Source organism: Spongisporangium articulatum, assembly GCF_044465595.1.
GTDB classification, from domain to species: Bacteria; Actinomycetota; Actinomycetes; order Actinomycetales; family Kineosporiaceae; genus Spongisporangium; species Spongisporangium articulatum.
This window is the reverse complement of sequence record NZ_JBITLV010000002.1, coordinates 50,958-70,971: the sequence shown is the minus strand read 5'-3', so window position 1 is coordinate 70,971 and position 20,014 is coordinate 50,958. Positions and strand designations below refer to the sequence as shown.

The following is a 20,014-nucleotide window of genomic DNA, read 5'->3' as shown; positions in this document are numbered from 1 at the left end:
GAATCCGTGACCACAGCCGGTGATCTTGGTGGGTCAGGGGCCTCACCAGGAGCCGCCACCACCCCCGCCGCCTCCGCCGCCGGAGAACCCGCCCCCGCCGCTGAACCCGGACCCGCCGGACGACGAGGGCGTGGCCGCGGCGATCGAACCCGACGTGGTGGTCGAGAACCCGTCCATGGCCTGCGAGAACACCAGGTAGTTGAAGGCCCCGTGGGAGAACGACCCGCCGGAGTACCAGGTCGGCTCGGCCACCGGGGCGCCGCTGCGGGCCAGCTGGTCGAACACCCCGGCCCACCGGTCGGCGACGCCGAAGACGATCGCGTAGGGCAGGTACCGGCTGAAGATGTCCTGCCCCTCCTCGAACCGGATCTGGTTCGCCTCGGCCGTCTCCAGGTACTGCCGGAACCCCTTCACCTGGGCGAGGACCGCCGTCCCCTTGGCCGTGCGGGCCGGCATCCGCCCGGCCATGGCCAGCAGCACCAGCCCGCCGAGCGCGACGGCGAGGCCGAGGAGCCCGAACTTCGTCGTCGTGGCCAACAGCCACGTCAACCCCCCGCCGGCCAGCACCACCAGCACGCCGAAGACGCCCCACATGGTGCGCACGGACGACGGGTTGCCGCGGAACCAGCCGCGCAGGGTCACGTCGTCGTACAGCTGCGACTGGACCTTCTGCAGGTCGGCGCGGAAGGTCTGCTTCAGCTCCGACAGCTTGACCTCGTTACGTCCCTCGAAGATGGCCTTCAGCAGGGTCATCTCGTAGGTGTGCAGCTCGTCCGCCGGGGCCGGCCACACCATGACCAGGTTCCAGTCGGGCTTGCCGAACCAGCCCTTCTTCTCGATCTCCTCGATCTTCAGGAACCCGCGCACGGCCAGGTCGACGATCGTGGCGGTGACGTCGATGACGTTCGCCTCCTCGTCGATGAGCGTGCCCACCTGACCCGGGCGGACGTCGTCCGGCGGGGTGAACTGGACCGCGACCGGGTCGCGGCCGAACAGCCCGACCCGCTTCGTCGAGGTGTCCTGCCCGAGCCCCGGCTCCAGGCCGGGGGTCACCGCGAGGTACTTCTCGTCCCGCCCGCGCCGCGAGGCCATGGCCAGCGCTCCCCCGCCGACCAGCCCGAACAGGGCCAGCGAACCGGCGCCCGTGAATCCGTTGAGGGTGAAGGCGCGCTTGAGCGTCTGCTTGTCCCGCAGGATCGGCTTCGCGTTCGGGAACGTCCCGGCCGGGTAGCCGGCGATGATGCTCATGCCCTGGGACGGCGCGAGGCTCTCGCCCAGCGTGAAGACGGCCTTGTCGCCGGAGATCCGCCCCGAGCACTTCTCGTGACTGCCCGAGTAGCCCTGGTAGCAGTCGACCCGGTTGGCGGCCGCCGGCGCCGTGAGCGTCACCTTCGCCGCCGCGATCGGCACGCGCCACTCGGAACCGATCGCGTTCCAGTAGATCTCGTCGTGGTCGGAGAACGTGTTGACGACGCCGCCGACGTCGTAGGTGAGCACGTAGGTCTGGTGACCGGTGACGGTCTTGTCCGCGTCTCCGATCCGGTAGGTGTCCTCGGCGCCGCTGACCGTCTGCTCCTGGTCGACCGGAGCGCCGGTGGGGCTGGTGACCTCCAGGTTCGAGACCGGGTAGCTGCGGACGGTCGGCTGCCCCTCGGCGCCCTCCGGGCCCTCGAACTCGATCGCGAACGTCCGCTCGATGCCGTGCCGTTCGAGCGAACCGAAGTTGTAGTCGATGGTCTCGACGACGTGCATGCTGCCGTCGGCCTTCGCCGCGAACGTCATCGTGTACTTCGAGATCGCCTCGTCGCCCGGGCCGATGTACCCACCGGTGCTGCTGTCCGTGGGTTCGGTGCTCGACGCGGACGCCGACGGCGCCCACAGGGCGGGCGCCAGCACGAGCAGCGGGACGACGACCAGCCCGGCCAGGCGGCGACGTCGCCGGGGACTGTGGGGCGGGTGGGAGACAGTGACCGACACGGCGGCCAGCCTAGAGGGGGCGAGTTCCAGAGGTCAGCGGTTGGTGCGGTGGGACATCGCGCGTTCCGCCTCGCGCCGGTCCTGCCGTTCGCGCAGGGCGTGGCGCTTGTCGTACTGCTTCTTGCCGCGGGCGACGGCGATCTCGACCTTGGCCCGGCCGTCCTTGAAGTACAGCTGCAGCGGGACGATGGTCAGGCCCTGGCCGAGCACCGCGTTGGAGATCTTGAGGATCTCGGCCCGGTGCAGCAGCAGCTTCCGCTTGCGCCGGACGGCGTGGTTCGTCCAGGTGCCCTGGCTGTACTCGGGGATGTGGACGTTCTCCAGCCACATCTCCTCGTCGGTGATGCTGGCGAACCCGTCGACCAGGCTGGCCCGCCCGGCCCGCAGCGACTTCACCTCGGTCCCGGTGAGCACGATGCCGGCCTCGAACGTGTCCTCGATCAGGTAGTCGTGCCGCGCCTTGCGGTTGGTCGCGACGACCTTGCGGCCCTGTTCGCGGGGCATGCGGCACCTCCTTCACCTGGTTCGGGACAGACGAACCAGTCTAGCGAGAGCGCGCCACCCCTTTTCCTAGGTCGGCGTGCCGGGCCAAAGCACAGAAATCCGAGCCGTCAGACGTAAATCTCTGTGCTTTGGGTGGGCACGCCGGGGTAGGGCGGGTCAGAGCCACTTCATCGGGTTGACGGTCGACCCGTTGACGTAGACCTCGAAGTGCAGGTGGCACCCGGTGGACAGGCCCGTCGTCCCGGAGTAGCCGATCAGCTGACCGCGGCTGACGTGCCCCGAGTGCTTGGTGATCCGGCTCAGGTGGTTGACCGAGCTGGCCAGCGACTTGCCGTTGACCCGGCCGTGGTCGATCAGGATCTGGTTGCCGAACCCGCCGACCCACCCGGCCCGGACGATCCTCCCGGCGGCCGGGGCGTGCACCGGCGTGCCGCACGGGGCCCCGAAGTCCGTCCCGGCGTGCAACCGGTAGTAGTGCAGGATCGGGTGGTAACGCAGGCCGTAGCCCGACGTGATGGGCGCGGTCACGGGGTGGGAGAGCTTGCCGTTGCCGTCGAGGTAGGCCGGGCCCTTGCCGGCCTTGGCCCGCAGCAGGTTCGTGATCTTGTGCTGCTGCTTGGTCACCTCGGCGAGGCGCTTCTGTTCGGCCTTCTTGCGCTGGGCGATCGTGTTCACGGCCGACTGCCGGGTGGCGACGATCTTCGCGACGGCGGCCTGCGCGGCGGAGGCCTTCGTCTCGGCGGCCTCCCGCACGGCCACCACGGCCTCGGACTGGACCTTCAGCTCCTGGACGACGTCGGCCGCCGCGTCGAGCTTGGCCCGCTTGGCGCGGGTCTCGGCCTGCTGGACCTCGAGCCGGTCGACGGTGCTGTTCTGCGAGCGCAGGGCGGTGCCGGCGGCACTCATCTGGTCGGCGAACTGCTGCGGGCTGGTCGCGTTCAGCACGATCGACAGGCTGCTCATGCCCGAGTTCACGTATGCCTCGCGGGCGATGGTGCCGATCACCGCCCGGGAGTCGGACTCCTCGGCCTCCCGGGCGTCGAGGTCGCGTTGCGCCTTGGCCACGGCGGCCTGGGCGACGGCGAGGCGCTGCGCGATCTCCGCGTCACGCTTCTTGGCGGTGGCCAGCGCGGCCTGCGCGGCGCTGAGTTCCGCCTCGGCATCGGCGAGCTGCGACTTGGCCTTCTCGAGCGTGAGCGCGGCCGCGACCAGGTCCTTGTTGGCGCCCTCCAGGTCCTCCTGGATGCCGGCCAGCTTCTTGTCGAGGGCCTTCTTCTTGGCCTTCAGGTCGGACGTGCTGGCCGCCTGCGCCGTGGGGGCGACCAGCAGGCCGCCGACGAGCGAGAGGCTCAGCCCGGCGACCAACACTCCGGCGACCCGGGCGCGCGCCAGTCGTCGACCACCGGACATGACACACCACCCTCGAGCTGACACCGCAGCACCCTCAAGATGAACCGCAGGGTTACACCTTCAGGTATCGGGACAGCGCGAGGAAGGACGACACACCGGCGATGCCCAAACCGATGAGGAACAGCCAGGGCACGATCATCACCGCATCGCCGGTGCCCACGTAGTTCACGAACCGCAACGAGCGCGACAACCGGCCCTGGATCTCGAAGTGCGTGATCGCCACGAGCGCCCCCGAGGCCAGCAACGCCCCGACCGCCGCCGCGATCATGCTCTCCAGGATGAACGGCAGCTGGATGAAGAAGTTCGACGCCCCGACCAGACGCATGATGCCGGTCTCGCGCCGGCGGGTGTAGGCCGTCAGGCGGATGGTCGTCGAGACCAGCAGCACCGAGCACAGCAGGGTCACCGCGGCCAGGCACCACGAGTACAGCTTCAACCGGTTCAGGAGCGCGAAAAGCCGGTCCAGGATCTGGTTCTGGTCCTCCACCGACTCGACACCGGGCCGGTCGGCGAACACCTGGGCGACGATCTCGTACTGCTCCGGGTTCTTCAGCTTCACCCGGAACGACTCGGGCATCTGGTCGGCCGTCACGTTGTCGGACAGCACGCTGTCGCCCAGCTGCTCCTTGAAGTGCTTGTACGCCTCCTGCTTGTCCTCGAAGTAGACCCGCTCGACGTAGGGGGCCAGCTGCGGGGACGCCAGGTCGGTGCGGATCTCGTCCTTCTGGGCCTCGGACGCCGCTCCCCCGGCACAGCTGGCGGCCGTGGAGTCGGTGCCGCACAGGAAGATCGAGACCTGGACCCGGTCGTACCAGTAGGTCTTCATCACCTGCACCTGGCGCTGGGCCAGGAAGCCCATACCGAGCAGGAACAGCGACACGAGGGTGACCAGGACGACCGAGATGGCCATCGCCAGGTTGCGCCGCAGCGCGACCGAGATCTCGTCGAGAATGAACTGCAGACGCATGGTTTCAGCCCCTCTGCCCGCGCGGCACCGTCGGCACCGTCGGCTGGACCGGGTGCGAACCCGTGCCGGGGCCGGGCACCGGCGGGATGACGCCGGTCGCGTACCCGCCGCGGTCCTCGTCGCGGATCTTCCTGCCGTCGGTGAGTTCGACCACGCGCTTGCGCATCTGGTCGACGATGTCGTCGTCGTGCGTGGCCATGACCACCGTGGTGCCGGTCTTGTTGATCCGGTCGAGCAGCCGCATGATGCCGAGACTCGTCGTCGGGTCGAGGTTCCCGGTCGGCTCGTCGGCGAGCAGGATGGCCGGCCGGTTGACGAACGCGCGGGCGATGGCCACCCGCTGCTGCTCACCACCGGACAGCTCGTGCGGGAACCGCTTCTCCTTGCCGGACAGCCCGACCAGGTCCAGCACCTCGGGCACCGTGTGCGAGATGGTGTGCCGCGGCTTGCCGATCACCTGCAGCGCGAAGGCCACGTTCTCGAACACGGTCTTGTTGGGCAGCAGCCGGAAGTCCTGGAACACCACGCCGATCGTGCGGCGCAGGTGCGGCACCTTCCAGCTGGAGAGCTTGGCGACGTCCTTGCCCGCGACGCGCACCACCCCGCGGGTGGCCTTCTCCTCCTTGAGCACGAGCCGCAGGAAGGTCGACTTCCCCGACCCGGAGGCGCCCACCAGGAAGACGAACTCACCCTTGGCGATCTCCAGGGAGATCTTGCTCAGCGCGGGCCGCTTGCTGCCCGGGTAGACCTTGGTGACGTCGTCGAATCGGATCACGGGGGAAACACCTCGGCCGCCTCGGGAACGGAGGGACTTGTGTTGCGTGCGGGCTGACTACGGGCTGGTTGCGGCCGGACCGAGTGTAAGCACGAAACCTGGGGATGCCCCGGAATGGCCGGCCCGTGGAGTGGCGGGACCCTAGGCTTTCGAGCACGGGACGATCGACGTGGATCGGAGCAATCTCCATGCGTGGCATCCGGGCGGTGGCGACCACCACTCTCCTGGCGGCGAGCCTGCTCGCCGCGCCCCCGTCGTCCCGCGCGGCGACCCGGCCCGAGACCGCGAGCGTCAAACCGCTGGCCACGGTGCAGGTCAACGGCGTCGTCTGGTCGCAGGTGGTGGTCGGCGGCACGGTGTACGCCACCGGCTCGTTCACCCGGGCCCGCCCGGCCGGCGCCGCCCCCGGGACTTCCGAGACGACGCGCTCCAACCTCCTCGCCTACAGCATCAGCACCGGCAAGCTCGTCACCGCGTGGAAGCCGAGGCTGAACGCGCAGGGCCGGGCCATCGCCGCGTCCACCGACGGGAAGCGCATCTACGTCGGCGGCGACTTCACCGAGGCGAACGGCGCCACGCACAACCGGATCGTCGCCCTGAGCGCGAAGACCGGAGGCGTCGTCACGTCGTTCAAGGGGTCGCTGAACGGCGGCGTGAACGCCCTCGCGGTCGGGAAGAGCACCGTCTACGTCGGCGGGCTGTTCAGCACTGCGCGCGGCGAGGCCCGCGCGCGGCTGGCCGCGTTCTCCACGGCGAGCGGCGCCGTCCGGGCCTGGAAACCGCGCGCGGACGCCCAGGTCTACGCGCTCGCGCTGATCCCGTCGAAGGGCACCGTGGTGATCGGGGGCAAGTTCGCGACGCTGAACGGCACGACCCAGCCGGGCCTGGGGGCGGTGCGGGACGACGGGAGCGGGACGTCGCGCGCCTGGCCCACCAACCGGGTGGTCCGCAATTCGGGCCGGCAGGCCGCGATCGGCAGCCTGGTGGCGACGAGCAAGAGCGTGTACGCCACCGGCTGGACGTACGACAGCGGCGGCAACTTCGAGTCCGTCGCCCGGATGGACCTCGACGGGAAGCTGCTGTGGGTGTCGGGCTGCCGCGGTGACACCTACGGCGCCTACTCCAGCGGCGGCGTCGTCTACACGGTCGGCCACGCGCACGACTGCACCTCCGTCCCGGGCGGTTTCAGCCAGCCGACCACCACCCCGCGGTACTACCACCGCGGCGTCGCGTTCACGGCCTCGACCGCGGGCACGAACGGGTTCAGCTCGCTGGACAACACGTTCTTCGGCCGGCCCGCCCCGCGGATGCTCCCGAAGTGGCTGCCCGACTTCGCCGCCGGCAGCTACACGGGCCAGAACCAGGGGCCGTGGACGGTCACCGGCAACGGGAAGTACCTCGTGGTCGGCGGCGAGTTCCCGTCCGTCGGCGGCAAGCCGCAGCAGGGCCTGGTCCGCTTCGCACTGCCCTGATTCCCTGTTCGCGACGGTCAGCCGAACAGGCCGCCGCCCCCGCCGCCCGGCGCGGCCGCGGCGCCCGGCGGCAACCCCTCGCTGGGCTGGACGACGACGAAACCCGGCCCGTGGAAGGCGTACTGGACCGATTCTCCCGACCCGCCGCGCAGCAGTGATCGCATGTTCATGCTCGAGACGATCTGCGGCTGCAGGCTCGCCGACCAGGCCACCGCGGCCTGGATGTCGACGAACGTCGGCTGCTGTGAGCAGTCGAGCAGCACGGGCGGCCCGTCGGAGGTGATGGCCACGGTGCCGTGCCCCTGAACCAGGGTGTTGAACAGCCCGCCGCCGACGATCCCGGCCCCCTGCACGCGGTGCACGTCCCAGCCCAGCTCGGCGTCGAAGGCGAGCAGGTTCTGCCCCCCGATGCTCATCCCGTCGCCCTCGAGCTGCACGAAGAAGACGTCCTGCGCGAGCCGCGCGAAGAACACCTCACCCTGACCGGCGACCCGCATCAGCGGGGTGTCCTCGCTGGTCAGCGCCCGCCGGATGAACTTCCCGACCGACCCCGAGCCCTCGTGGTTGAACGTGACCTGGCCCTGGTAGGCGACCATCGCACCCTTGACCGCCAGGACGTCGCCGCCCAGCGTCACCTTGACCATCCGGTCGTTCTGCTTCACCCACCGCTGGGTGGTGCTGACCTCGGCGGTGGCGGCGTCGAACAGTGCGCTGCGCATGCTTTCCTCCCCGGGCGCACCGTGCGCCGCACCCGAGCAGACGATCAGCCGGCCTGCGCGGTTCCCCCGGCCTGCGCCGACTCCTGGGCGGCGTCGGCCGCGGCCGTGGCCGCATGCACCCGGCCGGCGGCGAACTGCACGACCTCCGCGAGCGCCGCCCGGGAACGCTTCAGCACGCCCGGCAGCACCGCGAGCACGTGGAACGGGCCCGCGAAGACCCGCACCTCGTTGCGGTCGGGCGAGCCCACCGACTGCGCGGCGGCCCGCAGCTGGGCGGCGAACTCGGCGCACTCGTCGGCGAACAGTTCCTCGGTCGAGTACTGCAGGTGGATCGGCGCCAGCCCGGTCAGATCGCGGCCGAGCAGCACCTCGTGCGGGTCGTCGGTGGGGCGCTGCATCGCGGCGGTCACCTGGGCGATCCAGCCCCGGCGCACGACGGTGTCGCGCTCCCCGGCGCCCGGCCGGCGCTCGGCGTCCAGGCCCACGGCGGGCGAGAGCATGACCGCGGCCGCCGGCTGCGGTTCGCCCGAGTCCCTCAGGGCCAGAAGCAGATCCGCGACCATGACGCCGCCCGCGGAGTCGCCCGCGACGACCAGCCGGTGGGCGGGAACGCGGGCCAGCAGCGCCCGGTAGGCGGCCAGGGCGTCGTCGTGCCCGGCCGGCCACGTGTGCTCGGGCCCGAGCCGGTACTCGATCGCGTGCACCGGCGCGCGCAGGCCGCGCGCGAGGTAGCCGACCAGCCCCGCATGGCTGCGGTACGAGCCGGTGATGAAGGCGCCGCCGTGCAGGTACAGGACGACGGGACGCGGCCCGGTGGGCCCCTTCGTCGAGCCGGGGGGCGGGCCCGAGACCTCGCCGTCCGGTTCGACACCGGCCGGGGTGACCAGCACGTCGGGCACGCCGCCGAGCGTCACCCGACGCACGGTGTTGCCCAGCGGCGGCGGGTTCAGCAGCGCGCAGAACTCCATCCAGAACCGCTGGAAGGCGATCGGGAAGGGCGGGCCGAGCACCGGCTTCAGGCACAGCCGGAGGAAGGTCGCGACGAGCCACTCGGGCAGGGACAGCTTCACGGCTGCGACCTTACCCAGCGCGGACACGCCTGGGTAAGCGTTCGCTCAGCGGAGCTTCACGCAGGCGTCAGCCGGCGGCCTTCTCGGTGGTCCGGCGCCAGCGGATGCCCGACTCCAGGAAGTCGTCGATCTCGCCGTCAAACACCGCCGTGGTGTTGCCGGTCTCGTACTCGGTCCGCAGGTCCTTGACCATCTGGTACGGGTGCAGCACGTAGGAGCGCATCTGGTTGCCCCAGCTGCTGCCGCCGTCCCCCTTCAGCGCGTCGAGCTCGGCCTGGCGCTCCTGCCGGGCCCGCTCCAGCAGCTTGGCCTGCAGGACGCGCAGCGCGCTGGCCTTGTTCTGCAGCTGCGACTTCTCGTTCTGGCAGGTGACGACGATGCCGGTCGGGATGTGCGTGAGCCGCACCGCCGAGTCGGTGGTGTTGACGGACTGCCCGCCCGGGCCGCTGGAGCGGTAGACGTCGACCCGGATGTCGTTCTCCGGGATCTCGATGTGGTCGGTCTCGGCCACGACCGGCAGCACCTCGACCCCGGCGAAGCTCGTCTGCCGGCGGCCCTGGTTGTCGAACGGGCTGATCCGGACCAGGCGGTGCGTGCCCTGCTCGACGCTGAGGGTGCCGTAGGCGTAGGGCGCGTCGACGCGGAAGGTCGCCGACTTCAGGCCCGCCTCCTCCGCGTACGAGGTGTCGTAGACCTCGGTCTTGTACTGGTGACGCTCGGCCCAGCGCAGGTACATCCGCAGCAGCATCTCGGCGAAGTCGGCGGCGTCGACGCCGCCCGCCTCGGCGCGGATGGTGATCAGGGCCTCGCGGGAGTCGTAGTCGCCGGACAGCAGCGTGCGGACCTCGAGCTCGCCGAGTGCCTTGCGAACCGACGTCAGCTCCTGCTCGGCCTCGGCGAGAGTGTCGGCGTCGTCCTCCTCCTGGGCCAGCTCGACGAGCGTCTCGAGGTCGTCGACGCGACCCGACATCTTCTCCAGCCGGTCGAGCTCGCTCTGCAGGTGACTCAGCTTGCTGGTGACGGCCTGGGCCGCCTCCACGTCGTCCCAGAGGTCGGGGGCGGCGGCCTTCTCGGAGAGCTCGTCGATCTGCTTGCGCAGGGTCGGCAGGTCGCTCACCTCGAGGATCGATTCGAGGGTCGTGCGGAGCTCACGGAGTTCGTGCGGGAAGTCGGTCGCCACGTTCATGGAGGTTACGCGGTTTGCGCACCCGTCCGGACCGTCAGGTGTCTCCCAGCAGTCATCAGTGCGTAACGCGATGGTGACCAACAGTTGCAAGACTGGATTTGCTGGGTCAAATGTGACGTGGGTCACACGAGATAGCCCTTCCATCACGTTACCTCTGAGTAACTATGGATTCAGGCAGCACGCAGGGCCCAGCGACACCAGGCCCGCGGAGTCCACAGACTCCCGGCCGCGCGTTCCGACTCGACCCGGGGCGCGCGGCTGGGTCACCAATCACCTCGGGCACAGACTCCCGGGCTCTGCAGAATTCCGACTCGACCCGGGGCGCGCGGCTGGGTCACCAATCACCTCGGGCACAGACTCCCGGGCTCTGCAGAATTCCGACTCGACCCGGGGCGCGCGGCTGGGTCACCAACTTCCACCAGCCTCGCAGCCAATTCCCAGGTTCGGCTGGTGCCCTCTTCCCCATGCAGGAGAAAGAGGCAGAGCGCGTCGTCGAGGCCCTGCGCACCCGGGGCGTGATGGCCCGGGTCGCCCGCCCGGCCGCCTTCCGGTTCGGCGTCCGCATCCCGCTCGGCGACGGCCGCGAGGCGCTCTGGGACGTGGACGGCGCCGCCGGCCTGGAGGCCCAGATCATGGCCAACGGCGTCCTCGTCGGGTTCGTCCCGCACATCGAGGGCTCCGAGGACTTCGACGAGGCCCAGACCGTCGAGGCGATCGCCGCCGCCCGGTACCCCTGAGCCACCCGAGGCGCGGATCAACGATCGTTGATGCGCACGACGCCGAGTACCGTCGTCCCGTGACCGCGCCCGACGAGATCGCCCTGACCGCCCTGGTCGAGCAGGCCCGCGAGGCCGCCCTCGGCGCCTACGCCCCCTACTCGAACTTCCGCGTCGGCGCGGCCCTGCTCACCCCCGAGGGCACGCTGACCGGCGCCAACGTGGAGAACGCCAGCTACGGCCTGGGCATCTGTGCGGAGCGGGTGGCCATCGCGCACGCGGTGGCCGGCGGGCACCGCGAGTTCGTCGCGTTGGCGGTGGCCTGCATCGACGCGCAGCCGGGCACCGGGCTGGCGGGTCTGACCCCGTGCGGCGCGTGCCGGCAGTGGTTCCTGGAGTTCGCCCCCGACCTGCCGGTGCTGATCGCCCGCCCCGCCGCCGAACCGGCCCGGTTCACGGCCGCCGAGCTCCTGCCGAACGGCTTCCGGCTGGACTGAGCGGCACCCGTCCGTGAGGGCGTTCAGCCGCCGGTGACGGCCCGGGCGTGCGACGTCGCGGTCAGCGGGACGCCGTCGGCCCAACGCCGCACGATCGCGTCGACCAGCGGCAACCGGGCCGTCGCGGTGAGCGTCACCTGCACGCCGGCCGCGCCGCCCGTCGTCGGTTCACCGACGTCGACGTCCCGCAGCGACGTCAGGTCCTCGACGCCCGCCTGCTCCAGGTAGGTGCGCACGCTGGCCCGGACGCCCTCGTCGGTCACCGGCAGCACCTCTCCGACCGAGCCCTGCCGGTAGAAACCCTGGCTGTCCAGAGCATCCGACGCATCGAGCGCCGCGGCGTCGGCCAGGGCGTAGAGCCGGCCCCGCGCCAGGTGGACGGCGGTCACGTCGACCACGACGACCACGAGCAGCAGGACGACGAGGACGTAGCCGATCAGCAACGGCACCGTCTGCCCGTCGTCGCCCCGCCTCATCGGGCCCCCGCCGCCCGGTACTGGTCGACGACGGCGGTCTGGTGTGCGCGCACCGTCACTGCGGGCGGGCCGAGGAACTGCGGGACGACGGGCAGCGGCACCTCAAGCGTGACCGTCACCTGCACGCGGGCACCGGGCGTGAGACAGGCTGCGGCGGAGCAGGTGACGTCGAGCTCGTGCCGGACGTCGGTCAGCCCGTGGTCACGCAGGCCGAGTTCCAGCGCCCCGGCGGCCGCTCGCCGCCCCGTGCGCTCGTCGTCCGCACTGCTCAACGCGCGGGCCCCGAGGGAGGCGGCTCCGTCGGCGGCCATGCTCGCCGCCTGCACCCGGCCCACCGTCACCACGAGGTAGAGCAGGGGTACGAGCAGCAGGACGCCGAGGGTCAGGAATTCGAGCGCCGCGTTGCCCGCGTCATCGCGTCTCATCCGACGGCGGGTTGGGTCAGGGCGTGCCCGCGTACGGTCAGGGCGTGCCCGGTGCCGAGCAGCCCAGCCACCGGCAAAGGTGCGCGCACGGTGATCTCGACGGTCTGCAGGCCGTCGACCGTGGTCAGTCGCGCCGTCACGTCACGCGCGTACCCGGGGCCGAGCTCGGCGGCGATCAGGTCCCGGGTGCGGGCCGCCCCGTCGGCCGGCGAGCGGTCGACCAGGGCCCCGTACCCCGCGCCCCGGGCCGCGCAGTCGGTCAGCACGTTGCGCACGTGCAGCGCCACCCCCAGCTGCACGAGCCCGACGAACAGCACGGTCAGCAGGGCACCGACCAGGGCGAAGTCGACGACGGCGGAACCCCGGTCGGGACAACCGTTCTCAGGGGCCCGTCGACACGCTGTCGATCGCGTCGTTGAACACCCCCTCCAGGCGGGGGCCGGCCACGGCCCACAGGGTGAGGACCAGGCCCGCGGTCATCAGGGTGACCAGCACCCAACCGGGCACGTCGCCCCGGTCACCACGGTCGGCCCAGCGGCCCGCCAGGCGTTCGCGCAGCCAGGTCAGCATGTGTCTCCTCGAATCGTCGCCGGCACCAACACGTCACGTCCCCAGGTCGAGCACGGCCAGGCCCGGGTAGACGGCGAAGAGGACGGTCACGGGCAGGATGAGGAACACCACCGGGACCATCATCACGATCTCCCGGCGCCCCCCGGCCTCCATCAACCGGCGCCGGGCGAGCACTCGGGCATCCTGCGCCTGAGCCCGCAGGACGTCGGCCAGCGGGGTGCCGCGCTCCAGGGCCACCACCAGCCCGTCGACGAACGTGCCGAGCCCGGTGGTCTGCACCCGGTCGGCCATCGCCTCCAGCGCGTCGGGCAGCGGGGCGCCCGTGCGGGTGTCGCCGAGGGCCTGCCGCAACTCGTCCGCCAACTCGCCCGACGACGTCCGGGCGACCCGTTCCAGGGCGCCCGCCAGCCCCTCCCCGGCGGCCACCGAAAGCGCGAGAAGTTCGGCCACGGCCGGGAACTCGCCGAGGATCCGGTTCACCCGGGCCCGGGCCCGCCAGCTCAGCACCTGGTCCCGGGCGACCACCCCGACCAGGACGCACACGGCCACCAGCAGCACCGCGCGCAGCGGACCGACGTCCGGCCCGAACCCGAACCCCGACGCACGCACGCCCACCAGCAGGGCGCCGACCGCGCCCGCGCCCAGCCCGCTCAACGTCTGCTGCGCCCGGAACTGCTCCAGCGTCGTCGGGTCCCCCGCCTGCCGCAGCCGGCGACGGACCGACTCCGGATCGCTGCCCAGCCGCGCGTACCACTCCTCGGCCCGGCGGGCGGCCGGGCGGACGACGCGCAGCAGGCGGGCCCCGACCCCGCGCCCGTCGATGGGCTGGCGCCAGCCCACGTACGGCGCCAGCCGTTGGTCGAGGGTCGGCGCCCGGCGGGTGGGCAGGCCGACCGCGACCAACCAGACCCCCGCCCCGAACCCGAGGCCGAGCAGCGCGCCCAGCCAGGCGCTCGTCGTCCCGCCGCCGGCGAAGGCGTTCACCGCAGCACCCGCGTCTCCGCCGGCAGCCGCGCGACGCGCAGCATCAGCCAGTACGCGACCAGCGTGCTGAGCGCCCCGGTCAGCAGCACGACGCCGCCCGCCGGTTCCGCGTAGGCCTGCAGCGTCTCGGGCCGGCCGGCCAGCAGGACCAGGACGATCCAAGGGGCGGCGACCGCGAGCCGGGCCGCGTAGACCGTCCAGCTCTGCCGGGCCTCCAGCTCCGAACGGGCCCGGGCGTCCTCGCGCAGGAAGGCCGAGAGGTTGCGCAACAGCGTGCCGAGGTCGGAGCCGCCCACCTCGCGGGTGATGCGCAGCGCCTCGCAGATGCGGTCACCGACCGGGTCGGCCAGCCGGTCCTTCAACCGGTCCAGGCACTGCCCGAAGTTGGCGCTGACCCCGTAGTCGCGCGCGAACGCCGCGAAGGCCGGCCGCAACGGTTCGGGCCCGCGCTCGGCGAGACGCCCGAGCGCGTCGGGCAGGGACAGGCCCGCCCGGACGGCGGAGGCCAGGTTGTCGAGCACGTCGGGCCACAGCCGGCGCCACTGCTCACGGCGCCGGCGGGCCCGGCCGAGCACCGTCCCCACCGGCAGCCACGCCGCCATCACCGCGAAGCACAGGGCGACCGGCACCGAGCGGCTGAGCGACACGACCAGACCGAACGCGACCAGCGCGGCCACCCCGCAGGCGACGACCAGCAGGGGCAGGCCGGAGGACGACGCCGACGAGACCCCCGCCGTCCGCAGCGTGTCCTCCACCCGTCGCCGCAGCGGTGACGGGCCGCGCGGGTCCCGGGCGGACGGCACCCAGCAGGACCACCAGACGCAGAACAGCCCGGCGCCCAGCGTCATCCCGAGCAGCAGCCCCATCAGGACCACGCCCCCGCGAGCAACGGGCGCACGTCGAGACCCGCGCGTTCGAACCGGTCGAGGTGCGGTGGCATCGCCTCGGCCCGCACCACCCGGTCACCGCGGCGGGCGAACACATCACCCGTCTCGATCACGTCGCCCTCGACCCGGCCCGGGACCGCGACGATCTCGTCGACCCGGCGACGGCCGTCGGCCCCCAGCTTCACGTGGACCACCAGGTCGACGCAGGCCGCGACCGTCGGGACGACGAACCGGGCCCCCACGTTCTCCCCCGCCAGCAGCGGCAGCGTGCACATCTTCATCACGGCTTCGCGGGCCGAGTTCGCGTGCACCGTGCACATTCCCGGCAGCCCGCTGTTCAGGGCCAGCAGCAGGTCGAGGCTCTCGGCCTGGCGCACCTCGCCGACGATCAACCGGTCGGGGCGCATCCGCAACGCCTCCTTGACCAGGCGCCGCAGCGGGACCTCACCCGTCCCCTCGAGACTCGGCTGCCGGCATTGCATCGCGACGTGGTCCCGCGCGGCGACCTGCAGCTCGAAGACCTCCTCGCACGTGACCACCCGCTCGCGGGCGGGCAGGGCGCCGATCAGACAGTTCAGGAGAGTGGTCTTGCCGGCCTGGGTGCCGCCGCTGACCAGGATGTTCAACCCCGCGGCGACGGACGCGGCGAGGAAGTGCGCCATCTGCGGGGTGAGCGTGCCGAGGGCGACCAGATCCTCCAAAGACCTTGCCCGCGTGACGAACTTGCGGATGTTCACCGCCCACGACCGGGTGATGTCGGGGATCACGACGTGCAGCCGCGAGCCGTCGGGCAGGCTGGCGTCGACGAACGGTGAACTCAGGTCGACCCGGCGCCCGGAGCTCTTCAGCATGCGTTCGACCAGGTCGTGCACCTCGCTCGCCGAGAGGATCGTCGTGGTCAGCTCGCTCACACCGTGGCGCGCGACGAAGACCTTGCCCGGCTCGTTGATCCAGATCTCCTCCACGGCCGGGTCGTCGAAATACGCCTGCAGGGGCCCGAAACCGGTGATCTGGGCGAGGACGGCCTTGACCGCCCCCGAGGCGTCGGCCAGCGGCGGGAGGGCCCGGACCAGTGACCGCTCGTCGTAGTCGGCGACGCACGCCTCGACCAGGTGGCGGACCTCCGCCTCGTCGCGGACGGGGTCGATGCCGCGCTGCCGGATGACCGCGCGCACCTCGTCGCTGACGATCGTGACGGCGTCCACCGCACCCCTTCCCCGTGACTCACTCGCGCCTCAGGAGACTCTCCCGCCGCGACGTGGACGGAAGCATACGGAAGAGACGTAACGGGCGAGATCACTTCGCCGGGTTATCCACAGGGGTTCGGCGGGGTGGTCGGTGGTCCGGTCCAGACTTGGCGCTCATGGACGACGGGGAGCGGGTGGAGATCCGGTGCACGGTGGTGGACGCCGGGCGCCTCGGGGCGCGGGCGGAGGTCGCCGTCGGCGGGCCGCACGGGACGACGTTCGCCGCGGTCTCGGGGTTGCTGGCCGACGCGCTGGGTCTCGATGAAAGTGCATTCGAAGCAGCCCCTTTCCGGTGCGAAGGACGCGTCGTGCCGGCGTCGGCCCGGCTGGGTGAGGCCCCCCTGCTGGACGGCGCCCTGCTGGTGTCGGGCGGGGCCGCGACCGGGCCGGCCGCCGTCCCGGGGCTGCTCGCCGCGCACGTGGTGGCCGGGCCGGGCGCCGGGGCGGTGGTGACGTTGCCGCCGGGCGAACACGAGGTCGGCCGGGCCGGGTCGGGGCTGCGGTTGACCGACCCGGACGTCTCACGCACCCACGCCCAATTGACGGTGTCCCCGACCGGGGTGACGGTGGCCGACGCCGGGTCGCGGCACGGTACGTGGGTCGACGGGGAACGGGCCGGGCGCGAGCCGGTGTCGGCGCAGGTCGGAGCCAGCCTGCGGTTCGGGGCGAGCACCGTCGTCCTGCGCCCGCCGGCGTCGCGTCCGGCCGCCCTGGTCCCCGACCGGGCCGGGCACCTGCTGCTGAACCGGCGACCGCACCTCGCGACCCCCCGCCCGGAGATGGTGGTGCCGGTTCCCGAGGAACCTCCGTCCCGACCCCGGGCCCGGTTGCCGGTGTTGACCATGCTTCTGCCCCTGGCGGTTTCGGTGGCCGTGGCCCTGATCGCCCGGCAGCCGTTGTTCCTGCTCTTCGCGTTGACGACGCCGGCGCTGATGGCCGGGCAGTACCTGGCCGACCGCCGCGCAGGCGGGCGGGAACGGCGGGAGCGGGCCGCCGCCTACGCGGCGGAGCTCGCGACGGCCCGGGCCGCCATCGCCGAGGCCCTGCGCGCGGACGCCGCCCACCTGGAGCGCGAACTGCCCGACCTGGCAGCGCTTCTCGAGACCGCCACGAGCCGGACGACGGACCTCTGGCACCGTTCGGGCGCCGACGCGGCGGCCCTGCGGGTGCGGCTCGGGCGCGGGCGCGCGGAGTCCGTCGTCCGGGAACGGCGGGGCGGGCGGGCGCGCCAGCACGAGGACGTGCCGATCGGCCTGGCCCTGTCGGAGGTGCGCGTGCTGGGCGTGGCCGGGTCGCGGGCCACGGCCGCGGCGCTCGCCCGGTCGCTGCTCGGTCAGCTGGCGGTGCTGCACTCGCCGTTGGACGTCGGGTTGACCGCCCGCCAGGCGCACGCGGGGCAGGACTGGGCCTGGCTGCGCTGGCTGCCGCACGCAGGCGCGGAAACGCCTGCGCGACAGGTGGTCCTGCTCGACGGTGCGGAGGTGCTGCGGCGCGAGCCACAGGTCGCCGGCTGGTTGGCCGCGGGTGAGACCGGCCCGGTGCTGATCTGCCTGGCGGACGACGTGAGCCGGCTGCCGTTGGAGTGCGCGGCGACCGTGGTGGTCGGGACGACGGCGCTCCCGGGCGCCGGGGTCACGGCCCGGTTGCACCGGGCGGGCCGGGAGCCGGTGGACGTCACGCTCGACCTGCCCGAGCCGGCGTGGACGGAACGGATCAGCCGGGCGCTGGCTCCCGTGCGGGACGCATCACCTCGCGCGTCGGCCCTGCACTGCCCACCGCTGCCGACCCTGCTGCGCGGGGCGGACGGCGTGGACATCGGCGATGCGGTCGACCTGGCCCGGCACTGGCGCCGGCCGGTCGGGCCGGGCCGCGGCCCGACAGCGACCCTCGGTGTGCGGCCGGGCGCGCTGAGGGAGCCGTTCCGCGTCGACCTCGTCCGCGACGGGCCGCACCTGCTGGTCGGCGGGACGACGGGCTCCGGGAAGTCGCACCTGCTGGCGTCGCTGGTGATCGGCTGGGCGGCCGACCGCGGTCCGGACGAGGTGTCGTTCCTGCTGGTCGACTACAAGGGCGGGGCGGCGTTTCGTGCGTGTGCGGGTCTGCCGCACGTGACGGGTGTCGTGACGGACCTCGACCACCACCTGGCCGAACGGGCCATCACGTCGCTGGGCGCGGAGCTGCGCCGCCGGGAACGACTGCTCGCCGCGACCGGCTGCCCGGACGTCACCGCCTACCAGCGGCTCCGCCTGTCCGACGGTCGCCTTCCGGCCCTGCCCCGGCTGGTCGTGGTGGTCGACGAGTTCCGGGTGCTGGCCGAGGAGCTGCCCGACTTCGTCGGCGGCCTGGTGCGGGTGGCCGGGCTGGGCCGTTCCCTGGGGGTGCACCTGGCGCTGGCCACGCAACGGCCGGCGGGGGCGGTGTCACCGGAGATCCGGGCCAACACGTCGCTGCGTATCGCGTTGCGGGTGCAGGAGGCCGGCGACAGCCACGACATCCTCGGCGTGGCCGACGCGGCGTCCATCCCCGCGTCCGCCCCGGGCCGGGCGCTGGCCCGCACCGGCGAGGGGGAACTTGTCGCGCTGCAGGTGGCCGCGCTCGGCGGGACCTCCGCAGCGACCGGGGTGACGCTCGAGCGGCTCGACGACCGGCTCCAGGTGATCGCCCGGCTGGGCCGGGAGGAACCGGATGAGCCGGTGGACGGCGGGAACCCGGTGGTCGACGCGATGCAGGGCGCGGCCGCACGGCTCGGGCTGACCCCGGCGGCGCCGCCCTGGCAGCCGCCGCTGCCCGACCGGCTGTCGTGGCGGCCCGGCCCGGACGGGGTGGCGTTCGGACTGGCCGACCAGCCCGAGGAACAGGCGCAGCGGGTGGCCTGCTGGCACCCCACCCGGGGGAACCTGGCCGTGGTGGGCGGTCCCGGATCGGGGCGGACGACGGCGTTGCTCACCGTCGCGCGCGCCCTGGCCCACGAGCACGTGGCGAGCGCCGTCCATCTCTACGGGGTCGACGGCGGCGCGGGTGCGACCGGGCTGGCCGAGCTCGAGGCCCTGCCGCACTGCGGGGCCGTGGTCCCGGCCGACGACGGCCCGCGCGCGACGCGGCTGCTGGCCCGGCTGCGGGAGACCGTCGCCCGGCGCCGGGTGGGCCCGATCGACCCGACCCGGGCGACCGTCGTCCTGCTGGTCGACGGCTGGGAGTCGGTGTCCTCGGTCTGGGCGGGCGTCGAACACGGGCGGCTGACCGACGAGCTGGTGGCGCTGATGCGCGAAGGGTCGGCGCACGGCGTGCACGTGCTGGTGGCCGGGGGCCGGTCGGTGCTGACCGGGCAGTTGTCGACGACCGTGACCGATCGCGTCGTGCTCCGGTTCGCCGACCCGATGGACGCCGCGCTGGCCGGCGTTCCGGTGGTCCGCGGGGCGCAGCCGACGGGGCGTGGGTTCCACGTCGGGCCGGGCAGTGCGCAACCGGTCGAGGTTCAGGTGGCGCTCCCGCCGGTCGTCGAACCCGGCCCACCGGTTGACGGGGGCCCGTTCCGCCTGCGCCCGCTGCCGGCGTCCGTCGCCTACGACGAGGTGGACCACGAGCCGGATCAGGGGGTGGGCGCAGGGCTCGCCGTGCCGGTGGGGGTCGGCGGCGACGAGGCGACCACGCTGTTCCTCCGCCTCGACGGACCGGGCGTGACGCTCGTGCACGGCCCGCCCGGCAGCGGGCGTACGAACGTCCTGGCCGTGATCGAGGCCGGGCTGCGGCAGCAGGGCGTGCCCGTCGTCCGGGTCGACCCGCGCACCACGACCGTCCCGTTCGACGCAGTACTCCTGGTCGACGACGCCGCCAAACTCGGCGGCACGCCTGCCGAGGAGATCGTCACCGCCCGGCTGGCGAAGCCGGAGCCCCGGGTCGTCCTGGTTACCGCCACGGGTGACCTGGTCACCGCCTTCCGCGGCCCGCTCGCCGAGGGCCGGGCCGCCCGGCGCGGCGTCGCGCTCGGAAACCTGCCCCCCGCGGACGCCGGCCTGCTCGGCCTGGCCCCGCGCGCCGGTGACGGGCGCCCCGGCCGGGGTGTCGTCGTGCACCCGGGCGAGGTCGTCACCGTCCAGCTCGCGCATCCTCCCGGTGACCACCGCTGAGGGGG

The 20,014-nt window shown here is 72.8% G+C and carries 18 protein-coding genes and 1 pseudogene; 4 read left to right on the top strand and 15 right to left on the bottom strand.

From position 1 onward, the window contains the following. Positions 1-42 precede the first annotated feature (42 nt). The 5 genes from ACIB24_RS06490 to ftsE form a co-directional block, all read right to left on the bottom strand. Positions 43-1,977 carry a DUF2207 domain-containing protein gene (locus ACIB24_RS06490; RefSeq protein WP_398276981.1) on the bottom strand — a complete coding sequence of 645 codons (1,935 nt, stop codon included), beginning with the start codon at positions 1,975-1,977 and terminating at the stop codon, positions 43-45. 33 nt (positions 1,978-2,010) lie between these two features. Further along, positions 2,011-2,481, bottom strand: a complete 471-nt coding sequence (gene smpB, locus ACIB24_RS06485) for an SsrA-binding protein SmpB (RefSeq protein WP_398276978.1) — start codon at positions 2,479-2,481, stop codon at positions 2,011-2,013. A 156-nt stretch (positions 2,482-2,637) separates the two neighbouring features. Beyond that, on the bottom strand, positions 2,638-3,891 hold the full coding sequence (locus tag ACIB24_RS06480; protein WP_398276976.1) for a peptidoglycan DD-metalloendopeptidase family protein: 1,254 nt from the start codon (positions 3,889-3,891) through the stop codon (positions 2,638-2,640). Positions 3,892-3,943: 52 nt separating this feature from the next. Beyond that, positions 3,944-4,858 (bottom strand): permease-like cell division protein FtsX, encoded by a 915-nt coding sequence (gene ftsX, locus ACIB24_RS06475; protein WP_398276973.1) that lies wholly within the window; start codon positions 4,856-4,858, stop codon positions 3,944-3,946. Between the two features lie 4 nt (positions 4,859-4,862). Continuing rightward, positions 4,863-5,633, bottom strand: coding sequence for a cell division ATP-binding protein FtsE (ftsE, locus tag ACIB24_RS06470; RefSeq protein ID WP_398276970.1), 771 nt, complete (start codon positions 5,631-5,633; stop codon positions 4,863-4,865). Positions 5,634-5,821: 188 nt separating this feature from the next. On the opposite strand from ftsE, the gene ACIB24_RS06465 reads away from it, so the two are divergent. Further along, a complete protein-coding gene (locus ACIB24_RS06465; protein WP_398276967.1) occupies positions 5,822-7,105 on the top strand; it encodes a hypothetical protein in 1,284 nt (427 codons plus the stop codon). Between the two features lie 17 nt (positions 7,106-7,122). On the opposite strand, the gene ACIB24_RS06460 is transcribed toward ACIB24_RS06465, so the two are convergent. Genes ACIB24_RS06460 through prfB form a run of 3 tightly spaced genes read right to left on the bottom strand, consistent with a single transcriptional unit; the run spans position 7,123 to position 10,080 of the window. Continuing rightward, complete coding sequence (locus ACIB24_RS06460) at positions 7,123-7,824, bottom strand: AIM24 family protein (protein ID WP_398276964.1); 702 nt, start codon at positions 7,822-7,824, stop codon at positions 7,123-7,125. Between the two features lie 44 nt (positions 7,825-7,868). Further along, positions 7,869-8,921, bottom strand: a complete 1,053-nt coding sequence (locus tag ACIB24_RS06455) for an alpha/beta hydrolase (RefSeq protein ID WP_398276961.1) — start codon at positions 8,919-8,921, stop codon at positions 7,869-7,871. Between the two features lie 40 nt (positions 8,922-8,961). Continuing rightward, the gene (gene prfB / locus ACIB24_RS06450; RefSeq protein WP_398276958.1) at positions 8,962-10,080 is read right to left on the bottom strand and encodes a peptide chain release factor 2; all 1,119 of its coding nucleotides are present in this window, start codon (positions 10,078-10,080) and stop codon (positions 8,962-8,964) included. Positions 10,081-10,544: 464 nt separating this feature from the next. On the opposite strand from prfB, the gene ACIB24_RS06445 reads away from it, so the two are divergent. Both ACIB24_RS06445 and cdd read left to right on the top strand, forming a co-directional pair. Next, positions 10,545-10,817, top strand: a complete 273-nt coding sequence (locus ACIB24_RS06445; RefSeq protein ID WP_398276955.1) for a hypothetical protein — start codon at positions 10,545-10,547, stop codon at positions 10,815-10,817. Positions 10,818-10,876: 59 nt separating this feature from the next. Then, entirely contained in the window at positions 10,877-11,293 is a 417-nt protein-coding gene (gene cdd / locus ACIB24_RS06440) for a cytidine deaminase (RefSeq protein ID WP_398276952.1), read from the top strand. Positions 11,294-11,316: 23 nt separating this feature from the next. Here cdd and ACIB24_RS06435 read toward each other — a convergent pair whose 3' ends face one another. The 7 genes and pseudogenes from ACIB24_RS06435 to ACIB24_RS06405 all read right to left on the bottom strand — a co-directional run bounded on the left by ACIB24_RS06435 (position 11,317) and on the right by ACIB24_RS06405 (position 15,840). After that, positions 11,317-11,769 carry a pilus assembly protein TadG-related protein gene (locus ACIB24_RS06435; protein WP_398276949.1) on the bottom strand — a complete coding sequence of 151 codons (453 nt, stop codon included), beginning with the start codon at positions 11,767-11,769 and terminating at the stop codon, positions 11,317-11,319. Next, positions 11,766-12,194 carry a pilus assembly protein gene (locus tag ACIB24_RS06430; RefSeq protein WP_398276946.1) on the bottom strand — a complete coding sequence of 143 codons (429 nt, stop codon included), beginning with the start codon at positions 12,192-12,194 and terminating at the stop codon, positions 11,766-11,768. The genes ACIB24_RS06435 and ACIB24_RS06430 overlap by 4 nt, the downstream gene beginning before the upstream one ends. Next, positions 12,191-12,544 (bottom strand): annotated as a pseudogene (locus tag ACIB24_RS06425) (TadE/TadG family type IV pilus assembly protein); the annotation flags it as partial. The pseudogene ACIB24_RS06425 and the gene ACIB24_RS06430, both read right to left, overlap by 4 nt. A gap of 31 nt (positions 12,545-12,575) precedes the next feature. Continuing rightward, positions 12,576-12,764: a hypothetical protein gene (locus ACIB24_RS06420; RefSeq protein WP_398276944.1), complete on the bottom strand. Its 189-nt coding sequence runs from the start codon at positions 12,762-12,764 to the stop codon at positions 12,576-12,578. A gap of 33 nt (positions 12,765-12,797) precedes the next feature. After that, entirely contained in the window at positions 12,798-13,748 is a 951-nt protein-coding gene (locus ACIB24_RS06415; protein ID WP_398276941.1) for a type II secretion system F family protein, read from the bottom strand. Further along, a complete protein-coding gene (locus tag ACIB24_RS06410; RefSeq protein WP_398276938.1) occupies positions 13,745-14,614 on the bottom strand; it encodes a type II secretion system F family protein in 870 nt (289 codons plus the stop codon). Before ACIB24_RS06410 ends, ACIB24_RS06415 begins: the two co-directional genes overlap by 4 nt. Further along, positions 14,614-15,840 carry a CpaF family protein gene (locus ACIB24_RS06405; RefSeq protein WP_398276935.1) on the bottom strand — a complete coding sequence of 409 codons (1,227 nt, stop codon included), beginning with the start codon at positions 15,838-15,840 and terminating at the stop codon, positions 14,614-14,616. Before ACIB24_RS06405 ends, ACIB24_RS06410 begins: the two co-directional genes overlap by 1 nt. A gap of 158 nt (positions 15,841-15,998) precedes the next feature. Here ACIB24_RS06405 and ACIB24_RS06400 point away from each other — a divergent pair, with 158 nt between their 5' ends. After that, a complete protein-coding gene (locus ACIB24_RS06400; RefSeq protein WP_398276932.1) occupies positions 15,999-20,009 on the top strand; it encodes an FtsK/SpoIIIE domain-containing protein in 4,011 nt (1,336 codons plus the stop codon). The last annotated feature ends 5 nt before the right edge of the window (positions 20,010-20,014 follow it).

Coding starts and splice junctions, on each gene's coding strand:
- prfB (WP_398276958.1), bottom strand. CDS start 10,080: ATGAACGTGGCGACCGACTTCCCGCACGAACTCCGTGAGCTCCGCACG.
- ACIB24_RS06410 (WP_398276938.1), bottom strand. CDS start 14,614: ATGGGGCTGCTGCTCGGGATGACGCTGGGCGCCGGGCTGTTCTGCGTC.
- ftsX (WP_398276973.1), bottom strand. CDS start 4,858: ATGCGTCTGCAGTTCATTCTCGACGAGATCTCGGTCGCGCTGCGGCGC.
- ACIB24_RS06465 (WP_398276967.1), top strand. CDS start 5,822: ATGCGTGGCATCCGGGCGGTGGCGACCACCACTCTCCTGGCGGCGAGC.
- ACIB24_RS06445 (WP_398276955.1), top strand. CDS start 10,545: ATGCAGGAGAAAGAGGCAGAGCGCGTCGTCGAGGCCCTGCGCACCCGG.
- ACIB24_RS06480 (WP_398276976.1), bottom strand. CDS start 3,891: ATGTCCGGTGGTCGACGACTGGCGCGCGCCCGGGTCGCCGGAGTGTTG.
- ACIB24_RS06430 (WP_398276946.1), bottom strand. CDS start 12,194: ATGAGACGCGATGACGCGGGCAACGCGGCGCTCGAATTCCTGACCCTC.
- ACIB24_RS06435 (WP_398276949.1), bottom strand. CDS start 11,769: ATGAGGCGGGGCGACGACGGGCAGACGGTGCCGTTGCTGATCGGCTAC.
- ACIB24_RS06420 (WP_398276944.1), bottom strand. CDS start 12,764: ATGCTGACCTGGCTGCGCGAACGCCTGGCGGGCCGCTGGGCCGACCGT.
- smpB (WP_398276978.1), bottom strand. CDS start 2,481: ATGCCCCGCGAACAGGGCCGCAAGGTCGTCGCGACCAACCGCAAGGCG.
- ACIB24_RS06460 (WP_398276964.1), bottom strand. CDS start 7,824: ATGCGCAGCGCACTGTTCGACGCCGCCACCGCCGAGGTCAGCACCACC.
- ACIB24_RS06400 (WP_398276932.1), top strand. CDS start 15,999: ATGGACGACGGGGAGCGGGTGGAGATCCGGTGCACGGTGGTGGACGCC.